The organism is Pseudomonas sp. GM25, assembly GCF_000282255.1.
Taxonomy (GTDB): domain Bacteria; phylum Pseudomonadota; class Gammaproteobacteria; order Pseudomonadales; family Pseudomonadaceae; genus Aquipseudomonas; species Aquipseudomonas aphyarum.
Window position 1 is genome coordinate 56,501 of the sequence record NZ_AKJQ01000009.1, and the last position, 20,367, is coordinate 76,867.

The 20,367-nt window shown below is 61.2% G+C and carries 23 protein-coding genes; 11 read left to right on the plus strand and 12 right to left on the minus strand.

Features of this window, described 5'->3' with window-relative positions; all coding sequences use genetic code 11:
* Positions 1-120: 120 nt before the first annotated feature.
* Positions 121-1,734: an inorganic phosphate transporter gene (locus PMI24_RS02825; RefSeq protein WP_007951093.1), complete on the plus strand. Its 1,614-nt coding sequence runs from the start codon at positions 121-123 to the stop codon at positions 1,732-1,734.
* A 53-nt stretch (positions 1,735-1,787) separates the two neighbouring features.
* Here PMI24_RS02825 and PMI24_RS02830 read toward each other — a convergent pair whose 3' ends face one another.
* Complete coding sequence (locus PMI24_RS02830) at positions 1,788-2,684, minus strand: LysR family transcriptional regulator (RefSeq protein ID WP_007951094.1); 897 nt, start codon at positions 2,682-2,684, stop codon at positions 1,788-1,790.
* Between the two features lie 119 nt (positions 2,685-2,803).
* On the opposite strand from PMI24_RS02830, the gene PMI24_RS02835 reads away from it, so the two are divergent.
* Positions 2,804-3,559 carry an SDR family NAD(P)-dependent oxidoreductase gene (locus PMI24_RS02835; RefSeq protein ID WP_007951095.1) on the plus strand — a complete coding sequence of 252 codons (756 nt, stop codon included), beginning with the start codon at positions 2,804-2,806 and terminating at the stop codon, positions 3,557-3,559.
* A gap of 58 nt (positions 3,560-3,617) precedes the next feature.
* On the opposite strand, the gene PMI24_RS02840 is transcribed toward PMI24_RS02835, so the two are convergent.
* A complete protein-coding gene (locus PMI24_RS02840) occupies positions 3,618-4,055 on the minus strand; it encodes a multidrug/biocide efflux PACE transporter (protein WP_007951096.1) in 438 nt (145 codons plus the stop codon).
* 88 nt (positions 4,056-4,143) lie between these two features.
* On the opposite strand from PMI24_RS02840, the gene PMI24_RS02845 reads away from it, so the two are divergent.
* Positions 4,144-4,998, plus strand: a complete 855-nt coding sequence (locus tag PMI24_RS02845; protein ID WP_007951097.1) for a LysR family transcriptional regulator — start codon at positions 4,144-4,146, stop codon at positions 4,996-4,998.
* Between the two features lie 75 nt (positions 4,999-5,073).
* Here the strand turns inward: PMI24_RS02845 and PMI24_RS02850 are convergent, their stop codons facing one another.
* The gene (locus PMI24_RS02850; RefSeq protein ID WP_007951098.1) at positions 5,074-5,910 is read right to left on the minus strand and encodes a LysR family transcriptional regulator; all 837 of its coding nucleotides are present in this window, start codon (positions 5,908-5,910) and stop codon (positions 5,074-5,076) included.
* 111 nt (positions 5,911-6,021) lie between these two features.
* On the opposite strand from PMI24_RS02850, the gene PMI24_RS02855 reads away from it, so the two are divergent.
* Positions 6,022-6,747 (plus strand): SDR family oxidoreductase, encoded by a 726-nt coding sequence (locus tag PMI24_RS02855; protein WP_007951099.1) that lies wholly within the window; start codon positions 6,022-6,024, stop codon positions 6,745-6,747.
* 10 nt (positions 6,748-6,757) lie between these two features.
* Here PMI24_RS02855 and PMI24_RS02860 read toward each other — a convergent pair whose 3' ends face one another.
* From PMI24_RS02860 to PMI24_RS02870, 3 genes are read right to left on the minus strand one after another with little or no spacing between them, the layout of a single operon-like run.
* Complete coding sequence (locus tag PMI24_RS02860) at positions 6,758-8,002, minus strand: RNA polymerase sigma factor (protein WP_007951100.1); 1,245 nt, start codon at positions 8,000-8,002, stop codon at positions 6,758-6,760.
* Complete coding sequence (locus PMI24_RS02865) at positions 7,995-8,339, minus strand: YciI family protein (protein ID WP_007951101.1); 345 nt, start codon at positions 8,337-8,339, stop codon at positions 7,995-7,997. Before PMI24_RS02865 ends, PMI24_RS02860 begins: the two co-directional genes overlap by 8 nt.
* Positions 8,340-8,379: 40 nt before the next feature.
* Positions 8,380-8,805 (minus strand): YybH family protein, encoded by a 426-nt coding sequence (locus PMI24_RS02870; RefSeq protein WP_007951109.1) that lies wholly within the window; start codon positions 8,803-8,805, stop codon positions 8,380-8,382.
* A 142-nt stretch (positions 8,806-8,947) separates the two neighbouring features.
* On the opposite strand from PMI24_RS02870, the gene PMI24_RS02875 reads away from it, so the two are divergent.
* Together PMI24_RS02875 and PMI24_RS02880 are read left to right on the plus strand one after the other, a co-directional pair.
* On the plus strand, positions 8,948-9,433 hold the full coding sequence (locus PMI24_RS02875) for a GNAT family N-acetyltransferase (protein ID WP_007951110.1): 486 nt from the start codon (positions 8,948-8,950) through the stop codon (positions 9,431-9,433).
* Positions 9,434-9,450: 17 nt separating this feature from the next.
* On the plus strand, positions 9,451-10,056 hold the full coding sequence (locus PMI24_RS02880) for a pyridoxamine 5'-phosphate oxidase family protein (protein ID WP_007951112.1): 606 nt from the start codon (positions 9,451-9,453) through the stop codon (positions 10,054-10,056).
* Between the two features lie 5 nt (positions 10,057-10,061).
* Here the strand turns inward: PMI24_RS02880 and PMI24_RS02885 are convergent, their stop codons facing one another.
* The 3 genes from PMI24_RS02885 to PMI24_RS02895 form a co-directional block, all read right to left on the minus strand.
* Positions 10,062-10,550 (minus strand): GNAT family N-acetyltransferase, encoded by a 489-nt coding sequence (locus tag PMI24_RS02885; protein WP_007951113.1) that lies wholly within the window; start codon positions 10,548-10,550, stop codon positions 10,062-10,064.
* Positions 10,551-10,867: 317 nt separating this feature from the next.
* Positions 10,868-11,362 (minus strand): GyrI-like domain-containing protein, encoded by a 495-nt coding sequence (locus PMI24_RS02890; protein WP_007951116.1) that lies wholly within the window; start codon positions 11,360-11,362, stop codon positions 10,868-10,870.
* Positions 11,363-11,430: 68 nt separating this feature from the next.
* Positions 11,431-12,093 (minus strand): LysE family translocator, encoded by a 663-nt coding sequence (locus tag PMI24_RS02895; protein ID WP_007951117.1) that lies wholly within the window; start codon positions 12,091-12,093, stop codon positions 11,431-11,433.
* A 139-nt stretch (positions 12,094-12,232) separates the two neighbouring features.
* On the opposite strand from PMI24_RS02895, the gene alaC reads away from it, so the two are divergent.
* Positions 12,233-13,444: an alanine transaminase gene (gene alaC, locus PMI24_RS02900; RefSeq protein ID WP_007951118.1), complete on the plus strand. Its 1,212-nt coding sequence runs from the start codon at positions 12,233-12,235 to the stop codon at positions 13,442-13,444.
* Between the two features lie 88 nt (positions 13,445-13,532).
* On the opposite strand, the gene PMI24_RS02905 is transcribed toward alaC, so the two are convergent.
* Positions 13,533-14,885, minus strand: a complete 1,353-nt coding sequence (locus tag PMI24_RS02905; RefSeq protein WP_007951120.1) for a GntP family permease — start codon at positions 14,883-14,885, stop codon at positions 13,533-13,535.
* Between the two features lie 82 nt (positions 14,886-14,967).
* Positions 14,968-15,501, minus strand: a complete 534-nt coding sequence (locus PMI24_RS02910) for a gluconokinase (RefSeq protein ID WP_007951121.1) — start codon at positions 15,499-15,501, stop codon at positions 14,968-14,970.
* 216 nt (positions 15,502-15,717) lie between these two features.
* On the opposite strand from PMI24_RS02910, the gene PMI24_RS02915 reads away from it, so the two are divergent.
* Both PMI24_RS02915 and PMI24_RS02920 read left to right on the plus strand, forming a co-directional pair.
* Positions 15,718-16,749: a LacI family DNA-binding transcriptional regulator gene (locus PMI24_RS02915; protein ID WP_007951123.1), complete on the plus strand. Its 1,032-nt coding sequence runs from the start codon at positions 15,718-15,720 to the stop codon at positions 16,747-16,749.
* Between the two features lie 110 nt (positions 16,750-16,859).
* The gene (locus tag PMI24_RS02920; RefSeq protein WP_007951125.1) at positions 16,860-17,264 is read left to right on the plus strand and encodes a hypothetical protein; all 405 of its coding nucleotides are present in this window, start codon (positions 16,860-16,862) and stop codon (positions 17,262-17,264) included.
* 120 nt (positions 17,265-17,384) lie between these two features.
* Here the strand turns inward: PMI24_RS02920 and PMI24_RS02925 are convergent, their stop codons facing one another.
* The gene (locus tag PMI24_RS02925; RefSeq protein WP_007951128.1) at positions 17,385-18,257 is read right to left on the minus strand and encodes a LysR family transcriptional regulator; all 873 of its coding nucleotides are present in this window, start codon (positions 18,255-18,257) and stop codon (positions 17,385-17,387) included.
* Positions 18,258-18,378: 121 nt separating this feature from the next.
* On the opposite strand from PMI24_RS02925, the gene PMI24_RS02930 reads away from it, so the two are divergent.
* The gene (locus tag PMI24_RS02930; protein WP_007951129.1) at positions 18,379-18,819 is read left to right on the plus strand and encodes a PACE efflux transporter; all 441 of its coding nucleotides are present in this window, start codon (positions 18,379-18,381) and stop codon (positions 18,817-18,819) included.
* Positions 18,820-18,944: 125 nt separating this feature from the next.
* Positions 18,945-20,366 (plus strand): MFS transporter, encoded by a 1,422-nt coding sequence (locus PMI24_RS02935; protein ID WP_007951130.1) that lies wholly within the window; start codon positions 18,945-18,947, stop codon positions 20,364-20,366.
* Position 20,367 lies beyond the last annotated feature (1 nt).

Genomic DNA, 20,367 nt, shown 5'->3' on the forward strand with positions numbered 1-20,367 from the left:
CTTCAGTCAGAAGACCAACGGTGTGGCTAATCCGCCAAACACTGATCTGTCGCAGCCTCTCTGTAATATTTAGCAACGATCATGGGCGACACTCCTTCCCCCGCTCAGGATTGTCCTCCCATGGCTACTCCCTCCCTGACCGCCAGCCCGGCCCCCGCTGCCAGTGGCAGGCCGGCCCTCGACAAGAAAACCGGCCCGTTCACCTACGTGGTGTTTTTCGCGGTGCTGGCGATGGGGCTGCTGTTCACCGCCTACAGCCTGATGCACGACATGCACGAACTCGGCACGGTGGTCACCACCTGGACGCCGTTTCTGCTGCTCGGCGTGGCGCTGTTGATTGCGCTGGGCTTCGAGTTCGTCAACGGTTTCCACGACACCGCCAACGCCGTGGCCACGGTGATTTACACCCATTCGCTGCCACCACATTTCGCGGTGGTCTGGTCGGGGTTCTTCAACTTCCTCGGGGTGCTGCTGTCGAGCGGCGCGGTGGCGTTCGGCATCATCGCGCTGCTGCCGGTGGAGCTGATTCTGCAAGTCGGTTCGTCCGCCGGTTTCGCGATGATCTTCGCCCTGTTGATCGCGGCGATCCTGTGGAACCTCGGCACCTGGTGGCTGGGCCTGCCGGCCTCGTCGTCGCACACGCTGATCGGTTCGATCATCGGCGTCGGCGTGGCGAATGCCTTGATGCACGGCCGCGACGGCACCAGCGGTGTGGACTGGGCCCAAGCGACCAAGATCGGTTACGCGCTGCTGCTGTCGCCGCTGGTGGGCTTCGGTTGTGCGGCGCTGTTGCTGCTGGCGCTGCGCGCGTTCGTGAAGAACCGTTCGCTGTACAAGGCACCGGAAGGCAACACCCCGCCGCCGTGGTGGATTCGCGGTCTGCTGATCCTGACCTGCACCGGCGTGTCGTTCGCTCACGGTTCCAACGACGGCCAGAAAGGCATGGGCCTGATCATGTTGATTCTGGTCGGCACCCTGCCGATGGCTTATGCGCTGAACCGCACCATGCCGGAAGAACAGTCGCTGCAATTTGCCGCTGTCGCCCAAGTGACCCAGCAAGCACTGGTGAAAAGTGCGCCACTGCCGGCACCGGCCGATCCGCGCGCAGTGCTCTCCGACTACGTGCGCAGCAAGGAAGCCACGCCGCAACTGATCCCCGCCCTCGCCTCCCTGACCGGGCACATCGGTGAAGAAGTGAAGGGCTACGGCTCGCTGGCGAAAGTCCCGGCCGAGGCCATGGGCAACGTCCGTAACGACATGTACCTGGCCAGCGAAACCATTCGCCTGATGGACAAGAACAAGGTCGGCACCTTCGACGCCGACACCAGCGGCAAGCTGCAACTGTTCAAGCAACAGATCGACAACGCCACCCGGTTTATTCCGCTGTGGGTGAAGATCGCGGTGGCGATTGCGTTGGGGCTGGGCACCATGGTCGGCTGGAAGCGGATCGTGGTCACGGTCGGCGAGAAGATCGGCAAGACCCACCTGACCTACGCCCAGGGCGCTTCGGCGGAAACGGTAGCGATGCTGACCATTGGCGCCGCCGACATGTTCGGTCTGCCGGTGTCGACCACCCACGTGTTGTCCTCGGGCGTGGCCGGGACCATGGTCGCCAACGGTGGCGGCTTGCAGATGAAGACCATCCGCAATCTACTGATGGCGTGGGTGCTGACCTTGCCGGCGGCGATTCTGCTGTCAGGCAGTCTGTATTGGCTGTTTACCCAGATCTTCTGATCCAGCCGAATCCCTGTGAGAGCCTTTGCTCCCACAGGGATTTGCCGCAGGAATCAGAGCGTCGAACGAATCAAATCCCCCAGCCAATCCATGAACACCCGCACCCGCAACGGCAGATGCCGCTGCCTCGCGTACAACAGTGAAATGCCCATCGCCGGCGCGGTGTATTGCGGCAGCACCGTCACCACCTCGCCGGTATCCAGATAAGTATTCATCCCGGTACGCGGCACCTGGATCAGACCAAATCCCCCCAGACACGCCGACTCGTAGGCATCGGTGCTATTGACCGTCACACTGCCCGCCATTGGCACCCTGTGAACCTGCCCGTCCTGCTCGTAGACAAACCCTTCCGATCGCGAACCCAGCACACCGACGTAATGCACCAGCCGATGCTGCGCCAGATCTTCCAGGGTCTGCGGCACGCCGTAGCGCTCCAGATACGCAGGGCTGGCGCAGTTGATCATGCTGAAATCCCCCAGGTGCCGCGCCACCACCGATTGATCGGGCTGCGCGCCGATGCGCACCACGCAATCGAAACCTTCGGCGAGCAGGTCGACCCGGCGATCGGTGCTGCTGATTTCCAGCTCCAGATTCGGATGGCGCGCCATGAATTCCGGCAGCTTCGGCATGATCAGCCGCCGCGACAGAATATTCGGCATATCGACCCGGATCCGCCCGGTCAGCGACGCTTCGTCCTGACGAAACAGGTTCTCGATTTCGTCCATGTGCGACAGCAGATCCTTGCTCCGCTCATACAGCGCGAGGCCGTCCTGAGTCGCTTGGACCTTGCGCGTGGTGCGTTGCAGCAGGCGCGTGCCGAGCAGGCTTTCCAGCGCCTGCACCTGCTCGGACACCGTCGAGCGCGGCAACCCCAGACTCTCCCCCGCCATCGTGAAACTCGACAATTCGCTGACCCGGACGAAGGTGCGCAGCAGTTCCAGTTTGTTCATGGGTCACCCATTGATTGTTCGGACAATCCGACCAGTGATTCCGGTTTCAGTCTGTTTATCACCTCATGGCGGATAAATAAACTTTGCTGCATCACCGTCACCGCCATCGAGGAAGACCCATGAACCGCAAAATTGCATTGATCACCGGTGCCAGCCGTGGCCTCGGCAAGAACGCCGCCCTGCACCTCGCCGCGCAAGGCGTGCACATCATCGGCACCTACAACAGCCGCGCCGATGAAGCGCAGTCGTTGGTCGCGGAATTGAAATCCCTCGGCGCCAACGCCGTAATGCTGCAACTGGATGTCGGCCGCAGCGAAGGCTTTGCCGATTTCGCCGTGCGGGTCGAGCAGGCGCTGCAACAGCTTGATCGTCCGCGCTTCGATTTCCTGATCAACAACGCCGGGATTGGTGTGCATGCGTCCTTCGCCGACACCACGCCGGAGCAGTTCGACCTGCTGATGAACGTGCAGTTGAAAGGGCCGTTCTTCCTGACTCAGCAATTGCTGCCGCTGATCAACGATGGCGGGCGGATCATCAACATCTCCAGCGGTCTGGCCCGCTTCACCCTGCCGGGTTATGCCGCTTACGCTGCGATGAAAGGCGCGATGGAAGTGCTGACCCGTTATCAGGCCAAGGAGCTGGGTGCGCGGCAGATCGCGGTGAATATCCTGGCACCCGGCGCCATCGAAACCGACTTCGGCGGCGGCGCGGTGCGCGACAACTCTGCACTGAATGCGATGGTCGCCAGCAACACCGCGCTGGGCCGTGCCGGGCAGCCGGATGACATTGGCGGCGCACTGGCACTGTTGCTGTCGCCGGGCGCGCAGTGGATCAATGGTCAGCGGATTGAAGCGTCGGGCGGGATGTTTCTGTAAGCCCGAAGAAATCCCGGACAAAAAAAATCGCAGCCCTCGCCGGCTGCGATTTTTGTTTTCAGTTCTGGCATACGCTGCGCATCACCAACCGCTCGCGCACCACGTCATAACCCCAATGGTAGATGTAGGTGTACGGCAGGAAGAACAGCAACACGCCGATGTCGAGCAGGAACGCCTGCCACAGACTGACCGACAGCCACCAGGCAATCAGCGGCACGCCCATCACGATCAACCCGCCCTCGAACAGCAGCGCGTGCGCCACTCGCACCCAGGCGTTGTGGGCGATGTTCCAGCGCTTGAGCATGCGGTCGAAGAAGCCGTTGAACACCACGTTCCAGCCCAGGGCCAGCATCGCGATTGCGATGGTGACGGCGCCCATTTCGACCAGCGGTTTGCCCATGATCCACGCCAGCAGCGGAGTACAGATCAGGATCGCCAGCAGTTCGAAACCGATGGCCTGGAAGATACGTTCAGTGATGGATTTGTTGGCAGTCATGGCCGAAGTCCTCTGTGAAGATGGTTGCCATGATCCAGCACCACACCGATACTTCATAACCAATAACCATCGATCAAGGCGATAGTTCATGGCTTCTCAGGAAGTTTTGCTGGCATTTGTCCAGGCGGCGACTCAAGGCTCTTTTTCGGCAGCGGCGCGCAAACTCGGGCGCAGTCAGTCGACGGTGAGTGCGGCGGTGGCCAGTCTTGAGATTGATCTGGATCTGATCCTGTTCGACCGCAGCAGCCGCAAGCCGACGCTGACCCCGGCCGGGCACGTGATGCTGCAACGGGCCGAGGCGATTCTGTCGGCCACCAGCCGTCTGGAAATGACCGCCCGGCAACTGGCGCAGGGCGTAGAGCCGAAACTCACGGTGGCGATTTCCGACACTTATCAGTCCGACCGTTTCGAGGCGGCGCTGGTGGGCTTCGAGCAGCGCTATCCGAATCTGGAGCTGGAATGCCTGATCGCCGAATGCGATGACCTGGTCGAACTGGTGCAGCGCGGCCGGGCGCATCTGGCGTTCGCCGAAATGCAGGACAACTACCCGCCGGACCTGGCGACCGCGACCGTCGCCGAGCGTACGGAAATCGCCTTGTTCGTGGGTCGTGGGCATGCGTTGGCGACTCACGACTCCATCGATCAAACGGTCCTTGAACAACATCGCGAGCTGCGCCTGGCAACCATCGTCAATCCCTATGACAGTCGCGGCAAAGGCCGGGTGTGGTCGGCGCCGAGTTACCTGATGCTGCTGGAAATGGCCGAAAAAGGTTTTGGCTGGGCGCCGCTGCCGCGCTGGCTGGTGGAGCGTTTCGGCAATGACTTGCTGGTGGAACTGAAGGTGCGCGGCTGGCCGAAACCGGTGTTCGTCGATGCGCTGTGGTCGCGGCTGTACCCGCCGGGGCCGGCGGGGAGCTGGTTGCTGAGCAAGATGCTGGAATAGCGGTGCCCTCAATCGCTAGCAGGCTAGCTCCCACACCGGACCTGTGGGAGCCAGCCTGCTGGCGATGGCGGCAGCTCAGGCCGCTGCAATATCGACCGGGCGGTTCACCTGAAAATACTCGTGCAACCCGCGCATCGTCGGCAGTTCCAGTGCCTGCGCCGCATAACACAATCCCACCCGCCGGGTCGGCGCCGGCAGGTGCAGCGCGCGCACGACGATGCGTTCATGCCCGCTGACCAGCGACTGCGGCAACATCGCCACACCGACACCCGCCGCCACCATGTGCAACGCCTGTTGCAGTGAACCGGCATGTCCCGCCACCGCTTCCGGCGAGCGTCCGTACAGCGCCATCAAGCGTTGATGGGACGGATGCTGCGGACAGGTGATCCAGTCTTCGATCGGCGCCCAGCCTGCTTGCGCGTTGGCCATCGGATGATTGAGGGGCAGCGCCATCACATAGGACTCTTCCCACAGCGGCAGGAACAGTTCGTCCTCGCAGCACATTTCCTCGACCGCCAATCGACCATCGCCATGACAGCCCTCTTCCAGGGTCAGCAGCAGATTGGGCAACGCCTGATGGGCCATGCGCACAAAGGCTTCGATGTGGCTGGCGGCGATGTCGCCCTCGATGCCGAGGTTCAGCGGCGCACGGTTTTCGCGGCCGCGAAACATCCGGCTCAGTGCCTCGGACTCGGCCACCATCCGGCGCGCCTGCGGGTACAGCAGCCGCGCTTCGTCGCTGACTTCCACACCACGGGGCTGACGCACGAACAGCGTCGCGCCGAGTTCTTCTTCCAGCTGTTTGATGGTCACCGACAGCGTGGGCTGACTGATGAACAGCCGTTGCGCGGCAGCGGTGATGTTGCGTTCCTCGAACACCGCGAGGAAGGCTTTGAGATGGCGGATATCCATAGGAGATTCCGATAGCAGACAGAGGAATAAGGCATTTTTCAGCCTCCAGCGGGCTAAATATACTGCGTCCCGAATCTGGTTATTTGTTTTTCTTATCTCAGGAGTTCAACCATGAGCAAGCCATTGATCATCATCACCGGCGCCAGCTCGGGCATCGGCGAAGCCACCGCCCGCCGCTTGAGCGCTGCCGGCCATCCTCTATTGTTGCTGGCCCGGCGCATCGAACGCCTTGAAGCACTGGCCCTGCCGAACACCCTCAGCCGCCGCGTCGACATCACCGACCGCGCCGCGTTGCTGGCCGCTGTGGCCGAGGCGGAAGCGCAATTCGGTCCGGCCGATGCGCTGATCAACAACGCCGGGGTGATGCTGCTGGGCGAGATGAGCATGCAGGACCCGGCGCAGTGGGACCAGATGCTCGACGTCAACGTGAAGGGGCTGCTCAACGGCGTGCACGCGGTGGTCGCCGGGATGATCGAGCGCAAGCACGGCACGATCATCAACGTCAGCTCGGTGGCCGGTCGCAAGACGTTTCCGAATCATGTGGCGTATGTCGGCACCAAGTTTGCGGTGCACGGGTTATCGGAGAACCTGCGTGAAGAGCTGTCGCCGCATAATGTTCGGGTGACCACGATTGCGCCGGGTGCGGTGGAGACCGAATTGTTGAGCCATACCACGGATGAGGCGATCAAGACTGGGTATCAGGCTTGGAAGCAGGACATGGGTGGGACGGTGTTGAGCGCCGAGGATGTGGCGACGGCGATTGCTTATGCGTATGGGCAGCCGCAGGGGGTTTGTATTCGGGAGATTGTGATGGCGGCTACGCGTCAGCAGGCCTGACTGGCGTTTACTAAAGAGGATTGCGCGGCGTCAGCTCGCGCAATCGTCCCTCGATAAACCGCCGCTCCGGCTCCTGCCGCGTCAACTCCAGCGCCCGCAAATAAGCCGCCCGCGCCTCCTCAACCAGCCCCAACTGCCGACAAAACTCCGCCCGCGCCGAATGCGCCAGGTGGTAATCCTGCAAATCCCCGCGCCCCAGAATCCCTTCAACCAGGGTCAACCCCGCCAGCGCGCCATCACGTTTGGCCACCGCCACCGCCCGGTTCAACTCGATCACCGGCGACGGCACCGCCCGCAGCAACACGTCATACAGCCCGACGATCTGCTCCCAGTCCGTCTCCCCTGCCGTGGGCGCTTCGGCATGCACCGCTGCAATCGCCGCTTGCAGGCAGTACGGTCCGAAGCGCCCCGTGGTCAGCGCTTTTTCCACCAGTTCGCAGCCTTCGGCAATCAGCTCGGCATTCCACAATCCGCGATCCTGATCATCCAGCAGAATCAGTTCTCCATCAGCCGTGGACCGCGCCGACCGCCGCGACTCATGCAACAACATCAACGCCAGCAGCCCCATGACCTCCGGATCCGGCAACAACTCCAGCAGCAACCGCCCTAGGCGGATCGCCTCACGGGTCAGGTCTTCGCGGGTCACCTGGGCGCCGCCGGACGCCGAATAACCCTCGTTGAACACCAGATAAATCACCCGCAACACGCTGTCGAGGCGCTCGGGCAATTCGCTCAGGCTCGGGACTTGATAGGGGATTTTTGCATCGCGGATCTTCGCCTTGGCGCGCACGATGCGCTGGGCAATCGCCGCCGGGGCCGAGAGGAATGCCCGGGCGATTTCCTCGGTGGTGAGGTCGCAGACTTCACGCAGGGTCAGCGGCACTTGCGCGTCGGCCGCCAGCGCTGGGTGGCAGCAGGTGAAGATCAGGCGCAGGCGATCGTCTTCCACGTCTTCGGCGTCCCATTCGGACTGTTCCAGTTCTTCCAGTTGCGCCAGCAATAACGGCTGCGAGGCCTTGAACCGCGCCCGACGGCGTAACACGTCGATCGCCTTGAAACGCCCGGTGGACACCAGCCAGGTTCGCGGATTGTCCGGCACGCCGTCGCGCTGCCAGCGCTCGACCGCGACGAAGAACGCCTCGTGCAAGGCTTCTTCGGCGAGGTCGAAATCGCCGAGCAGGCGGATCAGGGTCGCGAGGATCCGCCGCGAGTCTTCGCGATAGACCTGCTCGACCCGCGCTTGAACCTCAGACATTCAACTGGCGCACGGGACGCACTTCGACGCTGCCGACCCGGGCCGCCGGAATGTTGCCGGCGACCTGAATCGCTTCGTTGAGGTCCCGCGCGTCGATCAGGTAGAAACCCGCCAGTTGCTCCTTGGTCTCGGCGAACGGGCCGTCGGTGATCGACAGCTTGCCGTTGCGCATGCGCACCGTGGTGGCGGTCTGCACCGACTCCAGCGCTTCGGCGGCGACCATCCGGCCGCTGCCCTGGATCGACTCGGCGTAGGCCCAGCACTCGGCATCTTCCGGGCTGTCGGGCGACGAATGCAGCAGGCGCTCATCGCTGTAGACCAGGCATAAATACTTCATGGCGTTCTCCTGAATCGGACGGATCAACTATGGCTGAAGATCAGGGTTTCACATCGAACAGGGTCGCGCCGCTCATCGGGTCGAACGGTGCTGACCAGTGTTCGTGGGCGATCTTCCACGCCCCGCCGATCTGCCGGTAGCACGCGGTGACGCGCATCCAGCAACTCTGGGTTTCGCCTTTTTCATTGGTCCCGCCGCAGTTGGCGACCCAGTGGGCGAAAGCGATGTTGTCGGCGGTCTCGATGGCGATTTCATGGAATTCGAAAATGTGCGGGCCGGGGCACATTTCCATGCAATCCACCCAGTGCGCACGGTAGGCCGGTTTGCCCTTGAATTGCAGGGCCTTGATCGCATCGAAGGAAACGATGTCGTCGGCGTACAGGGCCATGACTTTTTCCACGTCCTTGGTCATCACCGCCTCGCGGTAGGTGTCGATCAGGGTTTGAATCTGCGCTTGCGTACTCATGGGGTTTCTCCCTGGTTTTTGTTGTGAAGACACCCTTAGTCGTTCGGCGATTTGCCGGATCGACAGTTGAAACAAAAAAATTCCGGAGAAGACAAACTCGCTAGAATCCGAGGCTCATCTTTGTAGGAAAAAGGAAATTCCCGTGTCAGCTCGACTCGTGCCTTACGAAAGCCTGAACGCCACCCAACGCCAACAGGTCGAGGCCATTGAAATCCACGCCGAGCAGATCAAGTTCTCCGGCGACATCCACGGCGCCCTGCACACGCTGCTGTCGAAACCCGGCCCCGGCGTGAAAGGTTTTGCGCTGCTGGCCGAAGACGTGCCGGTGGCCTTTCTGCTGCTCAAGCGCCCGCCCGTGTTGCCGGAATGGGCCGATGAACACAGCGCCACCCTGCATGCGTTGCAGGTCGATCACCGCGCCCAGGGCAAGGGTTACGGCAGGGCCTGCCTGCTGGCGTTGCCGGAAGTTGCGCGTCAGGCTTGGCCGGAGATCAAAGGGCTGGAACTGTCGGTGGACGCCGACAATGACGCCGCGATTGCGCTGTACGCCAAGTACGGTTTCGTCGACAGCGGCGAAGCCTACAAGGGCCGCATTGGATACGAGCGGCGCATGGGGCTGTTCTTCTAATCGTCGAGGGAGCAACGATGATCGATTCAATCGAAGCGCTGGAAGCCATCTACGGCTTGCCCCACGAACGGGCGGTGCGCAAGCAGATCGGCTTTCTCAACGAGGACTATCAGGCGATGGTCCGGGTCTCGCCGCTGGTGATTGTCAGCTCGGTGGGTGCCGAAGGCATCGACGGTTCACCGCGCGGCGATGCGCCGGGGTTTGTACGGATCATTGACGAGCACACCCTGGCCCTGCCGGATCGTCCGGGCAACAACCGCATCGATACCTTGCGCAACGTGCTGCACGATCCGCGGGTGTCGCTGCTGTTCATCATTCCGGGGATTGGCGAGACGTTGCGGGTCAACGGTACGGCGACCATCAGCGCTGATCCTGGGTTGCTGGAAAGCTTCGCGGTGAACGGCAAACCAGCGCGCACGGTGTTGCTGGTGACGGTGGAGGCGGCGTTCTTTCATTGCTCCAAGGCATTCGTGCGTTCGGATGCGTGGAACCCTGAAACCCACTTGCCGCGCTCGGCGCTGCCGACGGCGGGCGCGTTTCACAAGCGTCTGAATGATGGGCAGTTCGATGCCGAGGCTTATGATCGCGAGGCTCCGACGAGGGTGCGTGACACCCTCTACTGACGCGGTTACAGCGTCAGGATCATCTCGTGCCACGCCATCCCGCCGTGGTCGGACTCGGACGGTTTGATGTAGGCAAAACCGAATCCGGCGTACAGCGGGATGTGCCGCTCCTTGCACATCAGGTGGATCGTCGCCTTGCCCTGCTCGCGCATGCGTTCGATGAATTCACCCAGCAGACGCTTGGCCAGACCCAGGCCCTGATAATCCGGATGCACCACCACCGACATGATCACCACGTTCGGCCCGGCCGGATCGTGGCCGATCAGTTCCTTGAACGCCTCGTCGGACATCTGCACGTCAAACGCCGCACCGGAGTTGATGAAGCCGGCCACCTGCCCGTCCACTTCGGCGACGATGAAACCGTCCGGCCAGGTGGCGATGCGCGTGGCGATCTTCTCGCGGGTCGCGGCTTCGTCGCCCTCATAGGCGAGGGTTTCGATGGCGTAGCAGCGGTCCAGGTCGGCGGCGGTGACGTGGCGGATGACGGTGTTCATGGCGGCTCGAAATCAGTGGAAACAAGGCTGCCAAGGATAAAGGAATAAGGTGTTCATATCGATCCGCACGGGCGGCGTAAAGCCTGCGTATAAGCGCTTTTCTTCGGATTCGGGACGGTCTATTTCTGACGCCTGTCTCTGATCACCCGAGGGGGGAACCGTTTATGAGCAGCGTGGAAATCGGTTTGTTGATGGTGTTGGGCATCAGCTTCTTCGGCTTCATTACCCTGGGCATCGACCTGTTGCGGGCACGACGGATCAAGGGCAAGTGAGACTCGACCGGCAGCGCGAAGCGGGTTCGCGCTGCCGGTTGCCGATCAGGTTTTCTTTTCCACCGGGACGCAGATTTCCAGCTTGCCGGTATTGAGCTTCGGGTTGAAATCGGCGCTGTAGCGTTCCAGCTCCGGGGCGTTGAGGCCCTTGTATTCGGAGGCCGGCAGCCAGGTTTTGTAAATGTACTCGATGGTCTGCGGCAGAAGATCCAGCGAACCCTTGTGCTCGAACACTGCGTACTGGCGCGGGAGGATTTCGATCCACGGATACTTTTCCTGCGGGAAGTCATCCAGCTTGCGGATTTCGACCCCGGCCATGTAATCGAAACCGCCGTTGCCGTCGAAATTGCTGCAAACGCCGTAGGTCACTTCGCCCTTCTGCCCCGGAATACTTCCGATGTGCGGGATCAGTTTTTCCCACAGCGCAGGGATGTCCTGAACGGTCTCTTTGGTAAAGCGATCGCGAAAACCTGCAATCAGCAGGAAGTGTCCATGTTCGAAGCGAGGTTCAGCCACTTCGACGCGTTTTTGCTCATCCATGACTCGACTCCTTGAACGAAAAAAGTGGGTTCGGCTGGGAGTATAGAAGCCAAACCCGATTCGCACATTTACAGCGTATGCAGGGCCTCGGCGGCGCCTGAACTCACGAACTCGTTATAACCGGATACGATCACATAGACCGCGAAATAGCAGAAGATCGCTGCAGATGCCATGTAGGAATAGCGCAGCAGTTTGTCGCCGAGCAACTTGCCGCCATGGCTCGCGGCGAAGCACAGGCCTGCCGACCACAGCAGCCCGGCGCACAGGAAACCGCCGAGGAACAGCGCCGAGCTCAAAGGACCGCCGCCGCCCGAACGGGCGATCAACGTGCCGCCCACTGCCGCGAACCAGAGGATGGCGCTCGGCGACGACATGGCGAGAAAAATCCCACGGAAGAATTCCTTGCGATGGGAGTTCTGGCCGACCTCGGCGGTCGCCGCCAGTTGCGCCTCGTGGTGGATCGCCGAATAGATCATCTTCGCCGCGAAGTAGATCAGCAGCGCCGAACCGCCGATCCACAGCACCCAGCGCACGGTTTCGTATTGCAGCAAAACGGTCATCCCGGCCAGCGCCAGCACCGCGTAGATCAGGTCGCCGACGCAGGTGCCGAGGCCCAGCGCGAAGCCTTGAAAATAGCCGCGCTGCATCGCCAGGGTGATCATCGCGATGTTGGCCACGCCGATATCCAGGCACAGCGAAAGGCTCAGCAAGAAGCCGCTGGTAAATTCCATCAACCGATTTCCTTGGGAAAAATTTGTTTACAAAGGCTCTGGACAGTATGCCATCGCTGACCTTATCGTCCGCCACAGGTCACCGCAGTGACCAGCGTCGCTCGGACGGTTCCGGGCGCTTACGTTATCCGAGGCAACAATGGCTGAACAAGGTTCGCCGCGCCGCTTTGCGCGCATAGATCGACTCCCCCCTTACGTTTTCAACATCACTACCGAGCTGAAGATGGCCGCCCGACGTCGTGGCGAAGACATCATCGACTTGAGCATGGGCAACCCCGACGGCGCCACGCCGCCGCACATCGTTGAAAAACTGGTGCAGGTTGCACAACGCGAAGACACCCACGGTTACTCCACGTCCAAGGGCATTCCGCGCCTGCGCCGGGCGATTTCCAACTGGTACAAGGAACGCTACGAGGTCGAGATCGACCCGGAAAGCGAAGCCATCGTCACCATCGGTTCGAAGGAAGGCCTGGCGCACTTGATGCTGGCGACCCTGGATCAGGGCGACACGGTACTGGTGCCTAACCCGAGCTACCCGATTCACATCTACGGTGCCGTGATTGCCGGCGCCCAGGTGCGGTCGGTGCCGCTGGTGCCGGGCGTGGACTTCTTCGCCGAGCTGGAACGGGCGATTCGCGGCTCGATCCCGAAACCGAAGATGATGATCCTCGGCTTCCCGTCCAACCCGACCGCGCAGTGCGTGGAGCTGGATTTCTTCGAGCGCGTGATCGCCCTCGCCAAACAGTACGACGTGCTGGTGGTGCACGATCTGGCCTACGCCGACATCGTCTACGACGGCTGGAAAGCCCCGTCGATCATGCAGGTGCCAGGCGCCAAGGACATTGCGGTGGAGTTCTTCACCCTGTCCAAGAGCTACAACATGGCGGGTTGGCGGATAGGCTTCATGGTCGGCAACCCGGAACTGGTCAGCGCCCTGGCGCGGATCAAGAGCTACCACGACTACGGCACGTTCACCCCGCTGCAGGTGGCCGCGATTGCTGCGCTGGAAGGTGATCAGCAGTGCGTGCGCGACATCGCCGAGCAATATCGCCAGCGCCGCAACGTGCTGGTCAAAGGTCTGCATGAGCTGGGCTGGATGGTCGAAAATCCGAAAGCTTCGATGTACGTCTGGGCGAAGATTCCCGAAGCCTACGCGCACCTCGGTTCGCTGGAATTCGCCAAGAAACTGCTGGCCGAGGCCAAGGTCTGCGTCTCGCCGGGTGTCGGTTTTGGTGAGTACGGCGACGATCATGTGCGCTTCGCGCTGATCGAGAACCAGGACCGGATTCGTCAGGCAGTACGCGGGATTCGCGGGATGTTCCGGGCGGATGGCTTGGTGACCAAATCCTGATCCTGGACACATGATCGTTCGAACGATCCAAGTCATCACCCACAAAAAAACCGCATCGCTGCGGTTTTTTTGTGTCTCGCGTTCGAGGTTAAACGAACAGCGACAACAACAAAATAAAGCCCAAACCCACCACCGACAGGATGGTTTCCATCGCCGTCCAGGTCTTGAAGGTCTCGGCCACGGTCATGTTGAAGTACTGCTTCACCAGCCAGAAACCGGCGTCGTTGACGTGGGACAGGATCAGCGAGCCGGCACCGGTGGCCAGCACCAGCAGCTCACGGTTCACACCCGGAATCATCCCGACCACCGGCACCACAATGCCCGCGCCCGTGATGGTCGCCACGGTGGCCGAACCGGTCGCGATGCGGATCACCGCCGCCACCAGCCACGCCAGCAGGATCGGCGAGATCTGCGCGCTGACCGCCATGTGGCCGATCACATCACCCACACCGCTGGTCACCAGCATCTGCTTGAAGCCACCGCCGGCACCGATGATCAGGATGATTGCGGCAGTCGGCGCCAGGCTCGCGTCGAGCCATTTGAGCATCTGCTGAGAACCGATGCCCTGCTTGTAGCCGAAGGTGTACAGCGACAGCAGCAATGCCAGCAGCAGTGCCGAGATCGGGTGACCGATCATGTCCATCCAGGTACGGAAGAAATGTCCGTCCGGCAGTGCCACGTCGGCGAAGGTTTTCAGCAGCATCAGGAACACCGGCAGCAGCACGGTGACCAGAGTGATGCCGAAGCTTGGCAGCTCCTGCGAGTCCGACTCACGGGCCAGTTGATCGACCAATTCTTGATTCGGCGTACCGGGAATGTGCTTGGCGATGAACGTACCGAAGATCGGGCCGGCAATGATGGCGGTCGGCAGCGCGACGATCAGGCCGTACAGAATGGTCTTGCCGATGTCGGCACCGAACACGCCGATGGCCAGCAGTGGGCCCGGGTGCGGCGGCACCAGGCCGTGCACGGCGGACAGGCCGGCGAGCAGCGGGATACCGATCTTGATGATCGACACACCGGTGCGGCGAGCGACGATGAACACCAGCGGAATCAGCAGCACGAAGCCGATTTCGAAGAACAGCGGAATGCCCACCAGGAACGCGGCGAACATCATCGCCCACTGGACCTTGTCCTTACCGAAGGCGCGGATCAGGGTCTGAGCGATCTGATCGGCACCGCCGGATTCGGCCATCATCTTGCCGAGCATCGTACCCAGCGCAAGGATGATGCCGACGAAACCGAGCACGCCACCGAAGCCGTCCTGGAACGCCTTGATGATGGTGCCGATCGGCATGCCGGACGTCAGGCCGAGGAACGCAGCGGCGATGGTCAGGGCAATAAAGGGGTGAATCTTGAATTTGGTGATCAGGACGATGAGTCCGATCACCGTGACCACTGCATCGAGCAGCAGATAGGCGTCATGGGACATGCCAAACATTGGGGGTGTCTCCTGGTTTGTTGTTGTTATTAAAGCGGGTTAATCAGAAGTCGAAAGGACAGCGCGATCTTCGCAATCACACTCATACCGCCTGTTTCAGGCCATGGGCCTGCCACCAGACGTGAGCTTGCGATGCGAGTTCTTCAACGCTGTGGATCGAAGCATTCAGCGCCAGGGTCAACGGCTCGCCCTTGGGCGATTCGAGGGTGGCGAACTGGCTTTCGATCAAGGTGGCCGGCATGAAGTGGCCCGGACGATGGGACACACGTTCGGCGGCCACTTCCGGCGTCAATTCGAGGAACACGAAGCCCAGGCCCGGCAAGGCGCTGCGCAGGCGTTCACGATAAATGTGTTTGAGGGCCGAGCAGGTCAGCACCGGGCGTTCGCCCAGGGCATCGACGCGACGCAGTTCGTCGCACAGGCTGTCGAGCCAGCCGGCACGGTCTTCGTCGTTCAGGGGGATCCCCGCGCTCATCTTTTCGATGTTCGCGGCCGGATGGAAAGTATCGCCTTCAATGGCAGTGGCGCCGCTCAATTGGCACAGGGCCTCGCTGACGCACGTCTTGCCGCAACCGGCAACGCCCATGATGACCAGGGCGGTGATGGGATGATTCATGTAACACCTCAGCGCGCAGACAGCGCTACCTTTGCTAGCTATGACTCTAGTGCACAGGCAGAAGTTGCCGACGCCTTCTTGTCGTTTTTTTGGGTTGCAGCAGGTTTTGTCGGTACGCCAAAAAGCGAGGATCAGGCAGGACCTCGCTTACGCATTTGCAGCTGCATAAGGACAGCGCTACCTTAGTGCCTTGATTTTTGTTTGGCAAGCCGCCCGATGACCACCCCTAAAAACGATAAAAACACCCGCACCACCGGCCGTCCCACCCTTAATGAAGTCGCCCGTCTGGCCGGCGTCAGCCCGATTACCGCCTCCCGCGCCCTGCGTGGGGTCAGCACGGTTGCCACTGAATTGGTGGAAAAAGTCCAGAAAGCCGCGCTGGAACTCAACTACGTGGTCAACCCCGCCGCCCGCGCACTGGCCTCGGCGCAGAGCCATTCGGTGGTGGTTCTGGTGCCTTCGCTGTCCAACTTGTTGTTCATCGACACCCTGGAAGCCATTCATCGGGTATTGACCCCCAAAGGCTTCGAAGTGCTGATCGGCAACTTCCACTATTCCCGCGACGAAGAAGAAAACCTGCTGCGCAACTACATGGCCTATCAGCCACGCGGTTTGCTGCTGACCGGCTTCGACCGCACTGAAAGTTCGCGACGGATGATCGAGGCCAGCAACATTCCCTGCGTGTACATGATGGAACTGGACAGCGCCGCCGGAGTGAACTGCGTCGGTTTCTCGCAGCTCAGCGCCGGCGAAACGGCAGCCGAGCACTTGCTGTCCCGTGGCCGCAAGCGGCTGGCGTACATCGGTGCGCAGCTCGATCAGCGCACCCTGCTGCGCGGTGAAGGCTTTCGCAAAGCGCTACAGAAGGCCGGCCGTTACGACCCGGATCTGGAAGTGCTGACCCCGCGCTCATCGTCCGTGGGCCTGGGCGGCGAGTTGTTCCTGCAACTGCTGGCGGCGCATCCGGATGTCGATGCGATCTTCTTCGGCAACGACGACCTGGCCCAGGGCGCCCTGCTCGAAGCGCTGCGCAACGGGATCAAGATTCCCGAGCAAGTGGCGATCCTCGGCTTCAACGACCTGCCGATGTCGGAACACATGGTGCCGCGCCTGAGCAGCATCAACACGCCCCGCGAAGCGATCGGCAAACGTGCGGCGGAGCAGATGCTGACGCTGATGGCCGGCAACAGCGTGGCGCGTCCGGTCGAGGACATGGGCTTTGAATTGAAGATCCGCGAGAGCACCTGACAGGGGCCACCTGTAAGTTCTGACAGTAGACAGCATTCTGAGCGGGGAGAATCATGTGGCTGCCGCGTCGATCAACGACGCGCCCTCCCTTATTCACCAAGGATGTGATCATGAAAAAATCAAACGCTACAGGAACTATCAACGCGAAGATCCAGGAAAACGACGGTGCAGAGATATCCCTCGACTTCACCACCCTCTATCTCGATTTTTCAACCGGCACGCTGAGCGTTGCCGGGTTCGTACCGGGTTCAACGCAACCGGAACAAGGGCTCCAGTGTGATTTGTCAGGCGCTATCAACCCTGGTGTTTTCCCGATTGGTGGCGGCGCGTCCGCTTTTTACAACACTGGAAAACCGGGTGACAGTTCCTGGAATGCGGTGTCGGGCGAAATCACTGTGATCGCAGTGGATATCAATAAATCGGCAAGCGGTAAAATTGAATTTATCGCCAGAGACGCCGCAAATCCTACGAAGCATGCCATTGTTAGCGCAAAATTCGATCTCACGAATATCTAGGCTGCGCGGCCCCCGGCTGAGTTCGTAGCTTTCTTCGGAAGCAATCCAGACAGTCGCCCTGTTTGGGTGGGGCGATTAGTCTAGAGAGCCGCAGCAGTGCCCTCGAAATATCACCACGGATCAGCTTCCGAGCAATTCGACAAGCGCCAGCGCACCCTTCTGCAGCGGCTGGCTCTTGAGCCACACCGCGTGCACCGGCAGCACCAGGCCGTTTTCGATGTTGCGAAAATTCAGTCGTTTGAGCCGTCCGCTATCAAGCCACGGCTGCACCACCGACAGCGGAAAATTGCCCCAGCCCAATCCCGCCTCGACCATTTCCAGCGCGGTCTCCAGGTTGTCGGTGCGCCAGTGGGACTCGGCCACCAGCGGCCGGGTTTCGCTGATCGGCAGATCGCGACTGCCGACGACGATCTGCCGCACATGCACCAGATCCTCGAGAAACAGATCCTGCCCCTGCAACAACGGGCTGTCCGCCGCCAGCGTGGCGATCATCCGTTCACTGCCGACAAACTGAAAGCGCTCCAGCACATTCACGCTCAACCCGGCGAACGCCAGACACACGCAGACCCGGCCGCTGTGGAGCATCGCCAGCACATCGTCCTGCGGCGCGGTCAGCACTTCGATGTCGAGCAGTGGATGACGCTCGCTGAGATCCTTGATCGCCGTCAGCAACCGTCGGCGATCGATATCCGCAGCGACGCCGATCGACAACTTGCTCTCCAGCCCCAGCGACAACTGCACCGCGTGCACCTGCAATTGCTTGAGCTGATCGGCGATCAACCGCGCATGGGGCACCAGCGACAATGCCATCGCCGTGGGTTGGGGTTCGCGATGGCTGCGATCAAACAGCGAGTAACCGAGATCGGCCTCGAGATTGCCGATGGCCATGCTCACCGCCGACGGGACTTTGCCCAATGCCCTGGCCGCGGCAGAAAACGAGCCGCGCTCGATCACCGCGAGAAACAGCTCGATGCTTTCGCTGTTGAAATTCACTTTTCACACCTATCAATAAAACTGAAAGCTACTGACTTTTTCTGTCACCACCATTGAAGCTATCTTTCGTCGCCTTCGCCAGCCCCACTGGCCACAAGTCGCAAGAAAGAGGCGATTCCCCATGCAAGGCGTCAAACGCAAACTGGTCTATGTGTCGCTCTATGAAGTGATCGGCATGACCTTCTCGGCCCTCGGCCTAGCCCTGTTGTCCGGCACTTCGCCCGGCAGCACCGGCCCGCTGGCGGTGATCATCACCACCATCGCCGTGACCTGGAACTTCATCTACACCTCGCTGTTCGAGCGCTGGGAAAGCCGTCAGATGTCGCGCACCCGCACGGTGAAACGGCGCATCGCCCACGCCGTCGGCTTCCAGCTGACGCTGATCGTGTTCCTGATTCCGCTGATCGCGTGGTGGATGAAAATCAGTCTGGTGCAGGCCTTTTTGCTGGATCTGGCGCTGATCGTGTTCATCCCTTGCTACACCTTCGCGTTCAACTGGTTGTTCGACCGGGTGTTCGGCTTGCCGGCGTCTGCGCTGCCCGATCCGACGCCCGCGACATAAATCGTTAATTGGTAAGCGGATATTGCAAGAAATCGGCGGTTTTAACGCGCCAACCGCCGATATAAACAATCCTTGATTTCCGATAGCAGGCTAAGCTTTTCCATCAATGAAAAATGGATCAGCCCATGACTGCACACGCCCCCGCCGCGCAACGCGACGGCATCGACCCGATACGCGCCGCCGAGATTTCCGCCCGCATCGACCGCCTCCCGGCCGTCGCCACGATCTGGCGGCTGGTGGCGCTGCTGTCGATCGGTGGTTTCTTCGAACTCTACGACCTGTTCCAGACCGCCTACATCAGCCCCGGCCTGATCCGCGACGGCATCTTCGCCACCGGCAATCAGGGCGTGTTCGGTTTCTCCGATCAGGCTGCGTTTGCCTCAGCGACGTTCCTCGGCCTGTTTCTCGGCGCCAGCCTGCTGAGCCCGATGGCGGATCGCTTCGGGCGGCGCGCGATCTTCACTTTCGCGCTGGTCTGGTACACCGTAGCCACGGTGCTGATGGGCGTGCAGAGTTCGGCGCTGGGAATCATCTGCATGCGTTTTCTGGTGGGCATCGGCCTCGGTATCGAGCTGGTGACCATCGACGCCTACCTCTCGGAACTGGTGCCCAAACGCATGCGCAGTTCGGCGTTTGCCTTCGCATTTTTCGTGCAGTTCCTGTCGGTGCCGGCGGTGGCATTGATGTCCTGGTGGTTGGTGCCACAGGCGCCGTTCGGGGTGTCCGGTTGGCGTTGGGTGGTTCTGGCGAGCGCAGTGTTTGCGCTGTTCATCTGGTGGCTGCGCAAGCGTCTGCCGGAGTCGCCGCGCTGGCTGGCCCAGCATGGCCGGTTCGATGAGGCCAACCGGATTCTCGACGGCATCGAGGCACGCTGCGAGAAAGATCACCGCCAGCCACTGGACGCGCCGGAAGCGGTAGCCGTCGATGTCGAAGGCAAGGGCCGTTTCGCCGACATCTGGCAACCACCGTACCGCCGCCGCGCACTGATGCTGATCGTCTTTCACATTTTCCAGGCCATCGGTTTCTTCGGCTTCGGCAACTGGCTGCCGGCGCTGCTTTCCGGTCAAGGCGTCAGCGTCACTCACAGCCTGATGTACGCGTTCATCATCACCCTCGCCTACCCGCTCGGGCCGTTGCTGTTCGTCAAATTCGCCAACCGCTTCGAGAACAAGTGGCAAATCGTCGGCTCGGCCCTCGGCGCGATGACCTTCGGCACCCTCTTCGCGTTGCAGACCAGCGCATTTGGCCTGATCTTCTGCGGTGTGATGATCACGTTCTGCAACGCCTGGCTGAGCTTCAGTTATCACTCCTATCAAAGCGAACTGTTCCCCACCAACATCCGCGCCCGGGCGGTGGGCTTCTGTTACTCGTTCAGTCGCTTGTCGACGGTATTCAGCAGCCTGTTGATCGGTCTGTTCCTCGATCACTTCGGCACGCCAGGCGTATTGGCGTTCATCGTCGCCAGCATGCTGATCGTGATGCTGACCATCGGCTATTTCGGCCCCCGCACCCGCAACCTGGCGCTGGAAAACATCGCCCATCGCTGAC